The following is a 15,640-nucleotide window of genomic DNA, read 5'->3' on the forward strand; positions in this document are numbered from 1 at the left end:
CATGAGATCCGCACTCACAGTCCTGGTGGCCGGCGTACTGGCTCTGTCGGCCTGCAGCTCCAGCGGCTCGCCCACCACAGCCGGTCAGCCCGTCGCCGGTCAGCCGCTGACGATGGCTGTCAGCGGCGACCCCGGCAACCTCGACCCGCAGTTCACCTCGCTGTCGGTCACCATGCAGGTCGACTGGTTCCTGTACGACGCGCTGCTGAACATCGGTCCGGACGGCAACCCGGTGGCGGGGCTGGCGGAGAAGTGGGAAGGCACGACGACCTCGGCGAAGTACACGCTGCGCAAGGGGATCACCTGCTCCGACGGCACCCCGCTGACCGCCAGTACGGTCGCGGAGAACATCAACTTCGTCGGTGACCCGGCCAACAAGTCCACCCGGATCGGCGTCTTCGTACCGGCAGGCGCCAAGGCTGTCGCTGACGACGCGGCCGGGACGGTGACCGTGACCGCGGCGGCGCCGGACGCGTTCCTGACCCGCAACGTCGGCGGGCTGCACATCGTCTGTGCCAAGGGGATGAAGGACCGCAGCATCCTCAAGCAGGGCTCCGACGGTACCGGGCTCTACACGGTCAGCGAGGCCGTGCCTGGTGACCACTACACGCTGACGCGGCGCAAGGACTACGCCTGGGGACCGGGTGACTTCAAGGCCGACCAGACCGGCGTACCGGAGAAGGTGACGATCAAGGTCGTCGCCAACGAGACCACCGCGGCCAACCTGCTCGCTGCCGGTCAGGTGAACATCGTCGCCATCGCCGGACCGGACAAGCAGCGGCTGGCTGCCCAGCAGCTGTTCAAACGCGAGGTCGGTGCGCCGCTCGGCCAGCTCTGGTTCAACCAGAAGGCCGGGCTGCCGACCGCGGATCTCGCCGTACGGCGTGCGCTGACGCAGGGCCTCGACCTGACCCAGCTGGGCAAGGTGGTGACCAGCGGGACCGGTGCTGCGCCGACGGACTTGGTTGCTCCAGGCATGGGGCCGTGCAAGGTCGACACCATCACCGGCAACCTGCCGGGCCACGACCTGGACGCAGCGAAGGCTGCACTCGACGCGGCGGGCTGGAAGGCGGGTGCTGGTGGTGTCCGGGAGAAGGGCGGGAGCAAGCTGTCGCTGGTCTTCTACTACCCGACCACGCTCGGCCCGACGATGCAGTCGGCCGCTGAGCTGCTGCAGAAGGCGTGGACCGAGCTGGGCGTCGATGTGTCGCTCAAGGCTGTGTCGACTGCTGAGATCAGCACTGTCGTCCTTGCTGGGCAGGGGACGTGGCACGCGGGGCTGATCCCGCTGACGGTGTCGCTGCCGAGCCAGCTGGTCAGCTTCCTGTCCGGGACGGGCCCGCCGAACGGGAGCAACTTCTCGTCGATCAAGAACGCCGGATACGACGCTGCTGTCGCCAAGGCCTCCAAGACCGCTGGAACGGACGGGTGCGAGGACTGGGCGGCTGGTGAGCGAGCGCTGTTCGAGCAGGTCAACCTGGTGCCGTTTGTGAACACGACGGTGCCGGTCTTCGGGAAGAACGCGACGTTCGAGATGGCACAGGGCAGTGTCGTGCCGAGCTCGATCCGGGTCCTGGGGTGATGCGGTGACGGCCCCAGTGGTCCCGGCGTCGCCTGGTGGCTCGGCTTCGGGCTCCCCGGCCTCGTCCGCCCTCGAGCTCCATCCGTGGCTGCGGTTCGCGCTCCGCCGCGGTCTCCGCCTGGTCGTCTCGGTGCTGGCCCTGCTCAGCGCCGCCTTCCTGATGATCCACCTCATCCCCGGCGACCCGGTCCGAGCAGCGCTCGGGCCGGCCGCCGCCAAGAGCGTGGTCGACGCCCAGCGCGAGTCCCTCGGCCTCAACGACCCGCTGTGGACGCAGTACCTGCACTTCCTCCAGCACCTCTTCACCGGCAACCTCGGTATGTCGATCACCACCGGCCTGCCGGTCTCCGACGTGATCCGCGACCGGCTCCCCGCAACCGTTGTCCTGGCCGTCGCGGCGTTCCTCGTCGCCGTCCTGATCGCGCTCCCGCTCGGCCTGGCGATGGGCGTGCTCACCCGCGCCGGCCGCCGCCCGAAGGCCGAGCTCACGTTCACGTCGACCTCGGTCGTGCTCGCCGCGATCCCCGAGTTCCTGCTCGCGGTCGGGCTCGTCTACGTGTTCGCCGTGCAGCTCCACTGGTTCCCGGTGGCCGGGCGCGGCGGCGTCACGTCGTACGTGCTGCCGGTCCTGTCGCTCGCCATCGGTCCGGCTGCGGTGCTGGCTCGCATCTGCCGCGTCGAGCTGCTCGCCGTACTCCAGACCGACTATCTGAGGACAGCGCGCGCCAAGCGCCTCCGACCGGTCGCGATCTACCTCCGGCACGCCCTCCCCAACGCCGTCACCGCCACCATCACCCTCGGCGGCCTCCTGCTCGGCGGCATGGTCGCCGGCACGGTCCTGGTCGAGAACGTCTTCGGCTGGCCGGGCCTCGGCAGCACGATCGTGTCGTCGATCCTCGCCAAGGACTACCCGCTCGTGCAGGGCGTGGTGCTCGTCTACGGCGTCGGCGTACTGCTGGTGAACCTGGCCGTCGACGTAGCCCTTGCCCTGCTGGACCCGCGCTCGACGATCCGGGAGAGCTGATGGCCCGCCGTACCCGCTGGATCGCAGTACTCCGTACGCCGGTCGGCGCCGGTGCCGGTCTGCTCTTGCTGGCGGTCCTCCTGCTCGCAGTGCTCGCGCCGGTGCTCTGGTCCGACCAGGCCTCAGCGATCGACACCGAGCACCTGCTGGAAGGCACCTCCTCCCAGCACTGGCTGGGCACCGACAGCCTCGGGCGCGACATCTTCTACCGAGTCCTGGTCGCCTCCCGTACGTCGATCCTGCTCGCGCTGCTGGCTACGGCTCTTGGCGTGTTCGCCGGGCTCCTGCTCGGCACGGCTCCGGTGCTGCTGGGGCGTCGCTTCGGGCGGTTGACGACTGCCCTCGTCAACATCGCCGTCGCGTTCCCGGGACTGCTGCTCGCGCTGTTCTTCGCGGTGATCTTCGGTGTCGGGGCGAAGGGGGCGGTGCTCGCGATCGGGCTGGCGGGGGCGCCTGCTTTCGCTCGGCTGACACAGACCCTCGTTGCGGGCGTTGCCGAGCGGGACTTCGTCGCCGCGGCGCGGATCGCGGGCGTTGGGCGGTTCCGGATCCTGCTGCGGCACATCCTGCCGAACGTCGCCGAGCCGTTGGTGGTCAACGCGACGATCGGCGCGGGCGGCGTGCTGCTCGCCTTCGCGGGGCTGTCGTTCCTCGGGCTCGGCGTGCAGCCACCGGCGTACGACTGGGGGCGGCTGATGGGCGAGTCGCTGAACGGGATCTACGTGCATCCGGCTGCCGCGCTCGCGCCTGGCGTCGCTGTGGTGATCGCGGGGCTGGCGTTCAACCTGTTCGGCGAGGCGGTGGCGAAGGGGCTCGGAGTGCCGGTGGTGCTCGGTCCTCGGGTGCGATCCCGGCTGCCCGAAACCGTTCCTGCAGCGCCTGTGGACGACGATGCCGTGCTGGTCGTGAAGGATCTGCGGGTCAGTTTTCCGGGCCCGATCACGCCGGTGCGCGGTGTCAGCTTCACGATCGGCAAGGGCGAGATCGTCGGTGTGGTGGGCGAATCCGGCTCCGGGAAGAGCCTCACGGCGCTCGCCGTGGCGGGGCTGATCGAGTCCCCCGGGCAGGTCTCGGCTGCGGAGCTGTCCTTCCTCGGGGCGCCGCTGCTCGGCCGGCTGGCCGACCGCGCCTCGGCAGCGACCCGGCGACGGCTGCTGGGGACGTCGTTCGCGATGGTGTTCCAGGACCCGATGACGTCGTTCAACCCGACCAAGCGGATCGGCGTACAGCTTGCTGAAGGGGCTCGGGAGCACCAGGGGTTGAGCCGGCGCGCGGCGATGGCGCGAGCGGTCGATCGGTTGCGTGCGGTGCGAGTGCCCGCGGCGGAACGGCGGGCGAGGCAGTACCCGCACGAGTTCTCCGGCGGGATGCGGCAGCGGGCGATGATCGGGATGGGTCTGATGGGCGCGCCGGCGCTGATCGTCGCCGACGAGCCGACGACCGCTCTCGACGTGACGGTCCAGCGTCAGGTGCTGCGGCTGCTGGAGACGATCCGCGAGACCGACGAGGTCGCGGTGCTGCTGATCAGCCACGACATCACCGTCGTCGCGCAGGTCTGCGACCGGGTGCTGGTGATGTACGCCGGACGCATCGTCGAGGATCTGCCCGCCGCGGAGCTGGCGACTGGGGCTCGGCATCCCTACACACGGGCGCTGCTGGCCGCCGTACCGGATCTGGACACGCCGCTCGACGAACCGCTCGCGGTCATCCCCGGCAAACCTGTTGAGCCGTCAGCCTTTCCGGCCGGATGTGCCTACAAAGGTCGGTGTGAGTTCCTTGTGAGGGCCTGTTCCGAGCAGGACCCTGAACTGGCAGGCACAAACCACCGAGTCGCCTGCTGGAACCCGCAAGGCCAAGCAGTGTTGACGATCGAGTCGATTCGGACGGGGCAACGATGAGTGAGTTGAGGTTCGACCAAGTGACAGTGCGGTACGGCGCCGGCCGCCGCGCACTGACCGCTGTCGACGCGGTCGATCTGTGCGTTCCGTCCGGCCAGGTGGTCGGGCTGGTCGGTGAGTCCGGATCGGGCAAGTCGACGCTCGCCCGGGCCGCGGTCGGTCTCGCGGACCTGACGTCGGGGCAGATCCTGCTCGACGGCGCGCCGCTGCGGCGGCGGCCGCGCGAACGACGGCCGCTGCAGCTGGTCTTCCAGGATCCGTACTCGTCGCTGGATCCGCGGATGACGATCGGCGACTCGATCGCGGAGGCGGTGCCCCGTTCAGGTCCACCACGACGCCCCGAGGTGGCCCGGCTGCTCGAGCTGGTCGGGCTCGACGCCGAGCGCGCCCAGTCGTACCCGGGCGCCCTGTCCGGTGGCCAACGGCAACGAGTCGCGATCGCGCGGGCGCTGGCCGGTCAGCCGGACGTGATCATCGCCGACGAGATCACCTCGGCGCTCGACGTGTCCATCCAGGGCACCGTGCTGAACCTGGTCCGCTCACTGCAGCGCGAGCTGCGGCTGTCGATGCTGTTCATCTCCCACAACCTCGCGGTCGTGCGCTACGTGAGCGACTTCATCGCGGTGATGTACCTGGGCCGCATCGTCGAGTTCGGCCCGGCCGCGGAGGTGCTCGCCGACCCGCAACACCCGTACACGAAGGAGTTGCTGGCCGCCGCGCCCCGGCGGGGCTCGACCTCGCTGCTCGACCCGGTGGACCAGTTGCTCGCCGACCCGGCGGCTCAGGCCGTTGCCGAGCGCGCCGCGCAGGTCGTCGCCGACGCCGAGCCGGCTGACCCGCACCACCCACCGGCCGGTTGCCGGTTCCACCCGCGATGCCCGATCGGGCCGTTCGTGCTCGCCGACCGCGAGCACTGCCTGACGATTGACCCCACGACTGACGCCGACCGCCGACGTCATCGCGCCGCCTGCCACCACGTGGCCGGCGCCCTGCAGCCGGTCGCCGCCGGTTCCGTAGCCAAGGAGGACTCCCTGTGACCCGACGCCTGCGCATCGACGACCTGCCCGAGCTGACCGTCCCCGAGCAGCCAGCGCTCTCCCCCGACGGCAGCCAGCTCGTCTACGTCCTCCGGACAACCGACCAGGCGGCCGATCGCACCCTGCGCAACCTGTGGCGGATCACCGACGGCGAGCCGAAGCAGCTGACCCGCGGCGACAGCGACACCTCACCGACCTGGTCCCCGGACGGCACGCAGCTCGCCTTCCTCCGCGCCAAGGACGGCCCGGCGCAGCTCTGGGTGCTCCCGGCCGCCGGCGGCGAGCCCGAGCAGCTCACCACGCTCCCGCTCGGCGCCGGCGCCCCACGCTGGAGCCCTGACGGCACGCGCATCGCCTTCAGCGCCGCCGTCGACACCGCGGCTCTCCCCGACGAGGACGACGAGGCCCGCGAGACCCGCGGCCATGCCCCGATCGTCACCGAACGCCTCGACTACCAGGCCGACGGTGCCGGCTGGCTGCGTACGTACCGCAAGCACGTCCACCTCCTCGACCTCGACACGAAGCAGGTCCGTCAGGCGACCGAAGGCGACTGGCACGCCGGCGACCCCGACTGGTCCCCCGACGGGACCAAGCTCGCCTTCAGCGCAGGCACCGCCCCGGACACCGACCTCGTCCCGACCTCACCGGTGTACGTCCTCGACGCAACCGACGCGAAGGCCGAGCCGCAGCAAGTCGGCCTACGCGACGGCCTGGCCGGCCCGGTCCGCTGGACGTCCGACGGCGAGTCCCTCCTGATCGTCGGCAACACCACCGGCCCGGTCGGGCACGCCAGCCTGCTCCGCCTCACCCTTGACACCGGCGACGTCGCGAACCTGTCGGCGCCGCTCGACCGCAACGTGATGCCCGGCAGCCCGGCGTACCCGGGAGCGCTGCCGGTCCTGATCGACGACGGCCAGACCGTCCTGTTCTGCGTCCGCGACCGCGGCTGCACCCACCTGTACGCCGTACCGGTCGCCGGCGGTACGCCGCGTCGCGTGCTGGGCGAGGCCGGTCAGAACGTCTCCGGGCTCTCCGTCGCCGGCGGCATCGCCGCGACCGCGCTGACCACCGCGACGTCGTACGGCGAGATCGTGACGGTCGACCTGGCCGACGGATCGGTGACGCAGCGGACGTCGTACGGACTCGAAGACGTGGAGACCTTCGTCCGCGAGGAACGCGAGTTCACGATCTCCGACGGCACTGTGGTGCACGGCTGGATCGTCCGCGACCCTGCGGCGACCGGCGCTCAGCCGCTGCTGCTCGACGTCCACGGCGGGCCGCACAACGCGTGGAACGGTGTGGCTGACGAAGCCCACCTCTACCACCAGGAGCTCGCCGCCCACGGCTGGACCGTCCTGCTGCTCAACCCCCGCGGCAGCGACGGCTACGGCGAGGAGTTCTACAACGCGGTGCTCGGCGGCTGGGGCACCTCGGACGCCAACGACTTCCTCGAGCCGATCGACCAGCTCGTTGCCGAGGGCATCGCCGACGCCGAGCGGCTCGCGATCGCCGGGTACAGCTACGGCGGCTTCATGACCTGTTACCTGACCAGCCGCGACAGCAGGTTCGCCGCAGCCGTCGCGGGTGGTGTCGTCAGCGACCTGACCAGCATGAGCGGTACGTCGGACGCCGCGCACTACCTCAGCGTCTACGAGCTGAACGGCCCCGGCGACTTCAGCGCGATGTCCCCGTTGACCAAGGTCGACCAGGTCAAGACGCCGACGCTGATCCTGCACGGCGACGCCGACGTGCGCTGCCCGATCGGCCAAGCCCAGCAGTGGCACACCGCGCTGCGCGAGCAGGGCGTGCCGACCCAGCTCGTGCTGTATCCGGAAGCCAGCCACCTGTTCATCGTCGAGGGTCGCCCGTCGCACCGGATCGACTTCGGCCACCGCATCGCCAACTGGGTCGAGCAGTACGCCGGCGACGCGCGCGGCCCGCAGCGAGCGCGGATCGATGCCGCGCACTGGCAGCGACGGCTGACCACTCTCGCGGCGAAGCACAAGGTCGTCGGCGCCTCGCTCGGCATCCTGCGGCTGCGGCCCGGCCAGGACGACGAGCTGGTGGAGGCGGCGACCGGCGTACTGCACAAGGAGACCGGCGTCGCGGTGACGACGGACTCGATCTTCCAGATCGGCTCGATGTCGAAGGTGTGGACGGCGACGCTCGCGCTGCAGCTCGTCGACGAGGGGCTGCTCGACCTGGACGCGCCGCTGATCCAAGTGCTGCCCGAGCTGCAGCTCGGCGACCCGGACGTCGCCAAGCAGGTGACGATGCGCCAGCTGCTGACCCACACGAGCGGTATCGACGGCGACGTGTTCACCGACACCGGCCGCGGCGACGACTGCCTGGAGAAGTACGTCGACGGGCTGGCCGAGGTCGGCCAGAACCACCCGCTCGGCGCGACCTGGTCGTACTGCAACTCCGGCTTCTCGCTGGCCGGCCGCGTGATCGAGAAGCTCACCGGCAAGACCTGGGACGCGGCGCTGCGGGAACGGATCTTCACGCCGCTCGGCTTGCGTCGTACGGTCACGTTGCCCGAGGAGGCGCTGCTGCACCGCGCCGCCGTCGGCCACGTCGGCGAGGACGAACTGGTCCCGGCGCCGGTGTGGGGACTACCCCGGGCTCTCGGGCCGGCCGGGCTGATCACGTCGACTGCCGCCGAGGCGCTGGCCTTCGCTCGCCTGCACCTGAACGACGGTCTCGCTCCGGATGGCACGCGAGTGCTCAGCTCTGCATCCGTGACGGCGATGGCCGACAAGCAGGCCGAGCTCCCCGACAAGCACACGCTCGGCGACTCGTGGGGCCTCGGCTGGATCCGCTTCGACTGGGACGGCCACCGCCTGATCGGCCACGACGGCAACACGATCGGCCAGGCCGCGTTCCTCCGCGTGCTGCCCGAGCAGGGCCTGGCCGTCACGCTGCTCACGAACGGCGGCAACACCCGCGACCTGTACGAAGACCTCTACCGCGAGATCTTCCGCGACCTGGCCGGAGTCACCATGCCGTTGCCGTTGGCCCCCTTGTCCGAGACGCCCGAGATCGACCCGCACCGGCACGTCGGCCGGTACGAGCGAGCGAGCACGCTACAGGAGGTCTTCGTCGAGGACGGCCAGCTGAAGGTCCGCCTCACGGCAACCGGCCCGCTGGCCGAACTGATGCCCGAGCCATCCCAGGTCTTCGAGATGCGCCCGGCCGACGCGTCTGGTGACCTGTTCGTCGTCCGCCAGCCCGGCTCACTGATCTGGTCGGCGATCACTTTCTACGCGCTCCCGACCGGAGAGAAGTACATGCACTTCGGCGTCCGAGCCACCCCGAAGGTCAGCTGATGACGCCGACTTCGTCCCCGCGCCCCTCGTCCCCGCGCCCCTCGTCGTCCTCGAGCCCGCCCTCCCCGGCGAACGCTCCCTCCCCCACGCCACCGTCCCCCCGGACGACCCCATCGTTGTCGGCGATGCTGGCGGACCTCGAGACCCTGGTGACCTGCGAGTCCCCGTCGTCAGACCTCGAAGCGGTCGCCCGCAGCGCCGACGTAGTCGCCCGCCTGGGCACTGAATGCCTGGGCCGCGAACCGTCGTACGAGGTGGTGGACGGGTGTACGCACCTGCGCTGGAGCTTCGGCGCCGGCCCATCGCGCGTCCTCGTCCTCGCCCACCACGACACGGTCTGGCCGATCGGCTCCCTGGCCACCCATCCGTTCGTCGTCGAGGACGGCATCCTCCGCGGTCCCGGCAGCTTCGACATGAAGACCGGCCTGGTGATGGCGTTCCACGCCCTGGCCGCGTTGCCGTCCCTCGACGGAGTCACCCTCCTCGTCACCGGCGACGAGGAGCTGGGCTCCCCGTCCTCCCGCGCCCTGATCGAAGCCGAGGCCACCGGCTGCGCGGCAGCTCTGGTCCTGGAAGCATCCGCGGACAACGGCGCCCTGAAACTCGAACGCAAGGGCGTCTCCAACTACGAGATCCGGATCACCGGCCGAGCCGCCCACGCCGGCCTGGAACCAGAGCTCGGCGTCAACGCCAGCATCGAAGCCGCCTACCAGATCCTCGCCATCGCCGCCCTGGGCGACGCCGCCCTAGGCACGACCGTCACCCCGACAGCACTGACTTCCGGCACCACCCGCAACACCGTCCCGGCCTCCGGAAGCTTCCTGGTCGACGTACGGGCTCGCACAGTCGCCGAACAACTCCGCGTCGACACCGCCCTGCACGCCCTCAAACCAGTCCTCCCCGAAGCAACGATCGAGATCCTCGGCGGCCCCAACCGTCCGCCCCTGGAGCGCACGATGTCCCAAGCCCTCTACGAACAGGCAGGCAAACTAGCGACCGCCCTAGGCCTACCACCCCTCCGCGAAACCTCGGTCGGCGGCGGCTCCGACGGCAACTTCACCGCCGGCGTCGGCACCCCAACCCTCGACGGACTGGGCGCGGTAGGCGGCGGCGCCCACGCCGACGACGAACACGTGGTGGTCTCGGAGATCGTCCCCCGCACTTCGTTGCTCACAGCCCTGATCGCCGACTTGCTGGAAACCCCATGAGCACCCCACTGAGCGGCCTGGTCAGCCCTCCAACCAGCACGGCGGTGAGCGCAGCCGACCAAGCCTCCGCGGCCGCCGCCACCTCAGCCGGCGTACAGGTCCGCGCCCTCACCGAACTCTCCGAGCTCGACGCCGTCTACCACCTCTACGACTCGATCTGGCGGCCCGACCCGAAGAACCCCCCGGTCACGACCGAGCTCCTCCGCGCCCTCACCAAAGCAGGCAACTACGTCTCCGGCGCCTACGACGGCACCGAACTCGTCGGCGCCTGCGTCGGCTTCTTCGCGGCACCGGCAGAGGTCTCCATGCACAGCCACGTAGCCGGCGTCTCCACCACAGCCCGCGGCCGCAACATCGGCTTCGCCCTCAAACTCCACCAACGAGCCTGGGCGCTGGAACGCGGAATCACCGCGATCTCCTGGACCTTCGACCCACTCATCCGCCGCAACGCCTACTTCAACCTGGTGAAGCTGGCCGCCCACCCCGCCGAGTACCTGACCAACTTCTACGGCGGCATGCACGACAGCATCAACAACGGCGACGACACCGACCGCCTCCTGGTCCGCTGGGACCTGGACACCCCCGCAGTCACCAAAGCGGCCACCGCCCACTCCCAACCGCTGACAATCCAGTCCTACCCACAGGCCACCATCGCCCTGACCCGAGCCCCCAACGACCACCCGGCCCCAGGCTCGAACGCTCACACCGTCGCCGGCGCAGCCGTTCACACCGTCGCCGGTGCAGCCGCACACTCCGTCCCGGGCGCCCCCGCGCATCCTCCGCGCCCAGGTGTCGCTCCCCTCACTAGCAACATCGTCCTGGTCGCCGTCCCCCCGGACATCGAATCCCTCCGCCGAACCAACCCGACCGCAGCCAAGTCCTGGCGCTCAGCCCTCCGCGACGTCCTCGGCGGCCTCCTGGCCGACGGCGCCCAGGTGATCGGCTTCGACCGCACCGGTTGGTACGTCCTCGAACTCCCCGCGAGAGGCCTCACCCGATGAAGCTCACCGGAGTAGAACTCCGCCGAATCTCCCTCCCCCTCGTCTCCCCCTTCCGCACCAGCTTCGGCACCGAGACCACCCGAGACGCCCTCCTGGTCCGAGTCGTCACCACCGAGGCCGAGGGCTGGGGCGAGTGCGTAGCCATGGCCGCCCCCTTGTACTCCTCCGAGTACGCCGACGCAGCCGCCGACGTCCTCCGCCGCTTCTTCGTCCCCGCCCTCGCGTCCGTCGACCACCTCACCGCCGTCGACGTCACCCCGACCCTCCAGAAGTTCCACGGCCACCGCATGGCCAAAGCCGCCCTGGAAACGGCCGTCCTCGACGCAGAGCTCCGCGCCGAAGGCCGCCCGCTCGCCCGCGAACTGGGCGCCGTCCACACCCAGGTCCCCTGCGGCGTCTCCGTCGGCATCATGAACTCCACCGAAGAACTACTCGACGCCGTAGGCAACTACCTCGACGAGGGTTACCTCCGCATCAAGCTCAAGATCCAACCAGGCTGGGACATCGACCCGGTAGCCGCCGTCCGCAACCGCTTCGGCGACGACATCCTCCTCCAGGTAGACGCCAACACGGCCTACACCGTCGCCGACACCCGCCACCTGGCCCGCCTGGACCCCTACAACCTCCTCCTGATCGAACAACCCTTGCCCGAAGACGACATTCTCGGCCACGCACAACTGGCCCAGCACCTGAAAACCCCCATCTGCCTGGACGAATCCATCACCTCAGCCCAGACAGCCGCCGCAGCCATCACCCTCAAAGCCTGCTCGATCATCAACATCAAACCCGGCCGAGTAGGCGGCTACCTCGAGTCCCGCCGAATCCACGACCTCTGCCAGTCCCACAACATCCCCGTCTGGTGCGGCGGCATGCTCGAAACCGGCCTGGGCCGAGCCGCCAACCTGGCACTGGCAGCCCTCCCCAACTTCACCCTCCCCGGCGACACCTCAGCCTCCTCCCGCTACTACCAAACCGACATCACCCCACCCTTCACCCTCACCAACGGCCACCTCCCCGTCCCCACCACCCCCGGCATAGGCATAGACCCCCTGGAAGCAGAACTAGCGGAGGTAACCACCCACACCGAATGGCTGAAGCTCTAACCCACCCAGCAACCCCACCGCGTCGAGCCGGCCGCGGGCGACGACCACGCCCGATCGCTGGCCGCGGGCAGGACGCCGAGCGCGGTCTCGTCGTTGGCGCAGACGATCGCGCCGGGCGGTCGGCGTCCGGTCAGCAGCGCACACCACCGACGGCGGGCACGGCGCCGGTTGTCCGGGGCGACGAAAGCAGGGGGTGAAGTTGTTGGGTGGGACGAACTAGGGTGGGGAGTTGGGATTTAGGGTCAGGGAGGTGATGCGTTCCGTGACTAATCGGCCTCGGGCGAGTCTTGGGCGGGTGCTGGACGATTTGGGCGCCACGTTGCTTGAGCTGGTGGACGGGGACGCTGACCGGCCGGTGGAGATCGGTGGGGTGGTGATTCATGATCCCGTCGACGAACCTGTGTTGCCTTCGAATGCGTTGGTGTTGGGGGTTGGGCTGCAGGAGCCGGAGGCGATCGCTTGGGCGTTGCGGGATTTGGGGCGACAGCAGGCTGCTGGGTTGGTGGTGCGGGCGCCGGTGACTCGGGATGCGGATGTCGGTGCGGCGGTTGCTGAGTCCGGGGTGGCGTTGCTGGGGCTGACTCGGGGGGCTTCTTGGGATCAGTTGGCGGTGTTGTTGCGGTCGCTGCTGGCTGAGGGGGATGTGGGGGTTGCCGAGCCGGAGACCTTGGGTGGGATGCCGTCCGGAGATCTGTTCGCGTTGGCGAATGCGACCGCGGCGTTGCTGGATGCTCCGGTGACGATCGAGGATCGGAACTCTCGGGTACTCGCGTTCTCTGGGCGGCAGGACGAGGCTGATACCGCGCGGGTCGAGACGGTGCTGGGGCGGCAGGTGCCTCAGCGGTACTCGCGGTTGCTGGCTGAGCTGGGGATCTTTCGGGAGCTGCATCGGACCGATCGGCCGGTGCATGTGCCGCCGTTGCCGATCACCGCGACTGAGTTCACGATTCCTCGGGTTGCTGTTGCGGTTCGGGCGGGGGACGAGATTCTCGGGTCGATCTGGGCGGCCGTTCGGGATCCGTTGACTGACGAACGGACTCAGGCGCTGTGCGACGCGGCCAAGTTGGTGGCGCTGCACATGCTTCGGATTCGGGCCGGCGCGGATGTGGAACGGCGGCTTCGCGCCGATCTGGTCAGTACGGCGCTGGAGGGTGGGGCCGGGGCGCGGGATGCGCTTGATCGTCTTGGGCTGGCTGACCAGCCGGTGGTGGTGCTGGCTTTGGCTGTGCAGGTACGGCGCACGGCTGAGGACGGTGCCGGGCATGAACGGCAAGGGGCTGTCGCGAAGGCTCGGCGCGATGGGGCGCGGGCGTCGGCTGTCCCGAAGGCGCAACGCGGTCAGGCTCGGGAGGTGGTGGCTCCACCGAAGGCCCCGCGGGACCGGGCTCGGGAGGCGTTCAGTGGCGATGCTTCGGTGGGGGCTGGTCAGGAGTCGTTGGTGGGTGAGGCGGGACTGGCTACTGAGCGGCAGCGGTTGGCTGACGCGTTCGCTATGCACTTGGGGGCCGTGCATCCGCGGTCGGCGGCGGCTCTGGTGGGGGATGTCGCGTACGGGTTGTTGCCGGTTCGGGCCGATCGTGAGGACGGGGAGGAGCGGGCGGTACGGATCGCCAAGGACTTCCTGGACCGGATCGGGGATCGGGTGACCGTCACTGTGGGGGTTGGTCCGGTGGTACGGGAGACGGGTCGGCTTCCGCATGCTCGGGCCGGCGCTGATCGGGCGCTTCGGGTGCTTCGGACGGGGGCTCAGCGGGTTGCGCGGTTGGCGGATGTGCATGTGGAGACGTTGTTGCTGGAGCTGCGGGATCTGATCGAGGCTCGCGGTGATCAGCCGACGGGGCCGATTGCTCGGTTGGTTGCGTACGACCGGGAGCACAACACCAACTTGGTGGAGACGCTGCGGGCCTGGCTGGACGCGTTTGGGGATGTCATCGCAGCGGCCGCGACCGTGTACGTGCATCCGAACACGTTTCGGTACCGGCTGCGGCGGCTGGCGGAGGTTGCGGATCTCGATCTAGCGGATCCGGAGACTCGGTTCGCAGCGATGCTGCAACTGCGGGTTGTCACGCCGGCTCGGCCTGGGCGGCTGTAGTCAGACGGTGATGCGAGAGAGAGCTACGCATCGCCTGGGGTGGCCGTAGTCAGGCGGTGATGCGGGAGAGCCAGGCGTGGCCTGGGTGGAGATGGTTGATCATGCCGGCCAGCCAGGTGCGCTGAGTGGACGTGAGGAGGGGCAGGGCCGCGGCCAGGTCCTGCTCGTCCTTGGGGCGGTTGAGGCGGGCCTTGTAGGCGAGGGCCATCTCGGGGGTGATGTACCGCAGGCCGTCGGACGCGATCCAGGTGATCTCGTCCAGGGCGAAGTCGAGAGACGGGTCGCGGCGGAAGATCCAGCGGCCGTCTCGGTCGGGATTCACGACCAGGTCGTACTCCCACGGAGCGAGAGCGTGCCGGCGAAGCCAGATCTGGTCTGCGTCGTCCGGAGGCTCAGGGCGCCGGTCGGTGAGCGGGCTGAGGCGGCCTCCGGCGTTGGACCACAGGTGCCACTCACCTTTGAGGTGCTCGCGGAGCAGCTCAACATCTTTGCGCCAGAGGGACACGTCGACGTCTTCGTGCGGACGTCGTACGCCGGTGAACGCCTCGATCGCCCAACCGCCGGCGATCCACCAGTCGGAGGGATAGCCGTCGAGCAGCCGCGCGGCATCCTGCGGAGACGAGACGTGCCACGGACCGTAGAGCTGCTGGAACTCGAGCTCCTCGGGATCGAGACCATCGGGGTACGACGCACTCTGCTGCATCCGCAGATCCTCGCACCCGCAGGGTTGAGAGAATCCGGCATGCCCCTGACGAACCCGTGGTTGACTGGAACCGCTCCGACGAAACGACTCGAGTACGACGTGCTGTCGGAACGGATCTTGAACCTGTGGAGCAGCCAGAACATGTGTGTGCTGGCGACCAGCGGTGAAGACGGCCCGTTGGCTACGCCAGTCCGGTACTACCACCTGGACTTCACGCTGTTGTTCACCGCGGCGCCGCAGTCGCCGAAGATGCGGAATCTGGCGACGGACCCTCGGGTGTCGGTGGGGATCTTCGCTCCGTTGGTGGGACAGGCGAGCAGCCGGGGTGCGCAGGTGTTCGGCAGGGCTCAGGTGTTGATGCCTGGGGACGCTGAGTTCGATCAGTACTGGCAGGCGTACCGGTGGCAGTCGGATCACGTCGAGCGCGGGCGCTCGCTGGAGGAGCCGCCGGCGGGGCCGTTGGTGGCAGTTACGGCAGAGAAGGTCGTCTACACGGAGCACTGGTTGCGGAGGACCGGATACGCGCCTTGGCAGGTCTGGCGAGCTCGGTGAAAGGAGAAGTGCAGAGGGGGAAATGTTAAGGGCCACCCCGGTGTGGGGTGGCCCTTAACAGTGTGAATGTCCGGCGACGTCCTACTCTCCCACGACCTCCCGGTCGCAGTA

At 69.5% G+C, this 15,640-nt stretch carries 11 protein-coding genes; 10 read left to right on the forward strand and 1 reads right to left on the reverse strand.

Going from position 1 to position 15,640, the window contains the following annotated elements:
• The first annotated feature begins 1 nt into the window (after nucleotide 1).
• The 9 genes from AB0M01_RS33420 to AB0M01_RS33460 all read left to right on the forward strand — a co-directional run bounded on the left by AB0M01_RS33420 (nucleotide 2) and on the right by AB0M01_RS33460 (nucleotide 14,274).
• On the forward strand, nucleotides 2-1,582 hold the full coding sequence (locus AB0M01_RS33420; RefSeq protein ID WP_363676474.1) for an ABC transporter substrate-binding protein: 1,581 nt from the start codon (nucleotides 2-4) through the stop codon (nucleotides 1,580-1,582).
• A 4-nt stretch (nucleotides 1,583-1,586) separates the two neighbouring features.
• A complete protein-coding gene (locus AB0M01_RS33425) occupies nucleotides 1,587-2,606 on the forward strand; it encodes an ABC transporter permease (protein WP_363676475.1) in 1,020 nt (339 codons plus the stop codon).
• A complete protein-coding gene (locus AB0M01_RS33430) occupies nucleotides 2,606-4,504 on the forward strand; it encodes a dipeptide/oligopeptide/nickel ABC transporter permease/ATP-binding protein (RefSeq protein ID WP_363676476.1) in 1,899 nt (632 codons plus the stop codon). The genes AB0M01_RS33425 and AB0M01_RS33430 overlap by 1 nt, the downstream gene beginning before the upstream one ends.
• Nucleotides 4,501-5,541, forward strand: coding sequence for an ABC transporter ATP-binding protein (locus AB0M01_RS33435; protein ID WP_363676477.1), 1,041 nt, complete (start codon nucleotides 4,501-4,503; stop codon nucleotides 5,539-5,541). Before AB0M01_RS33430 ends, AB0M01_RS33435 begins: the two co-directional genes overlap by 4 nt.
• Nucleotides 5,538-8,870, forward strand: a complete 3,333-nt coding sequence (locus tag AB0M01_RS33440) for an LpqB family beta-propeller domain-containing protein (protein ID WP_363676478.1) — start codon at nucleotides 5,538-5,540, stop codon at nucleotides 8,868-8,870. Before AB0M01_RS33435 ends, AB0M01_RS33440 begins: the two co-directional genes overlap by 4 nt.
• A gap of 125 nt (nucleotides 8,871-8,995) precedes the next feature.
• Entirely contained in the window at nucleotides 8,996-10,078 is a 1,083-nt protein-coding gene (locus AB0M01_RS33445) for a M20 family metallopeptidase (RefSeq protein ID WP_363676479.1), read from the forward strand.
• Nucleotides 10,075-11,079, forward strand: a complete 1,005-nt coding sequence (locus AB0M01_RS33450; RefSeq protein WP_363676480.1) for a GNAT family N-acetyltransferase — start codon at nucleotides 10,075-10,077, stop codon at nucleotides 11,077-11,079. The genes AB0M01_RS33445 and AB0M01_RS33450 overlap by 4 nt, the downstream gene beginning before the upstream one ends.
• On the forward strand, nucleotides 11,076-12,182 hold the full coding sequence (menC, locus tag AB0M01_RS33455) for an o-succinylbenzoate synthase (RefSeq protein ID WP_363676481.1): 1,107 nt from the start codon (nucleotides 11,076-11,078) through the stop codon (nucleotides 12,180-12,182). Before AB0M01_RS33450 ends, menC begins: the two co-directional genes overlap by 4 nt.
• A gap of 253 nt (nucleotides 12,183-12,435) precedes the next feature.
• Nucleotides 12,436-14,274, forward strand: coding sequence for a helix-turn-helix domain-containing protein (locus AB0M01_RS33460; RefSeq protein ID WP_363676489.1), 1,839 nt, complete (start codon nucleotides 12,436-12,438; stop codon nucleotides 14,272-14,274).
• Between the two features lie 49 nt (nucleotides 14,275-14,323).
• Here the strand turns inward: AB0M01_RS33460 and AB0M01_RS33465 are convergent, their stop codons facing one another.
• Nucleotides 14,324-14,977 (reverse strand): hypothetical protein, encoded by a 654-nt coding sequence (locus AB0M01_RS33465; protein WP_363676482.1) that lies wholly within the window; start codon nucleotides 14,975-14,977, stop codon nucleotides 14,324-14,326.
• A 39-nt stretch (nucleotides 14,978-15,016) separates the two neighbouring features.
• Between AB0M01_RS33465 and AB0M01_RS33470 the strand changes: the two genes are divergently transcribed.
• Entirely contained in the window at nucleotides 15,017-15,529 is a 513-nt protein-coding gene (locus AB0M01_RS33470; RefSeq protein ID WP_363676483.1) for a pyridoxamine 5'-phosphate oxidase family protein, read from the forward strand.
• Nucleotides 15,530-15,640: the final 111 nt, after the last annotated feature.

The sequence above is a fragment of the Kribbella sp. NPDC051770 genome (genome assembly GCF_040681455.1).
Classification (GTDB): domain Bacteria; phylum Actinomycetota; class Actinomycetes; order Propionibacteriales; family Kribbellaceae; genus Kribbella.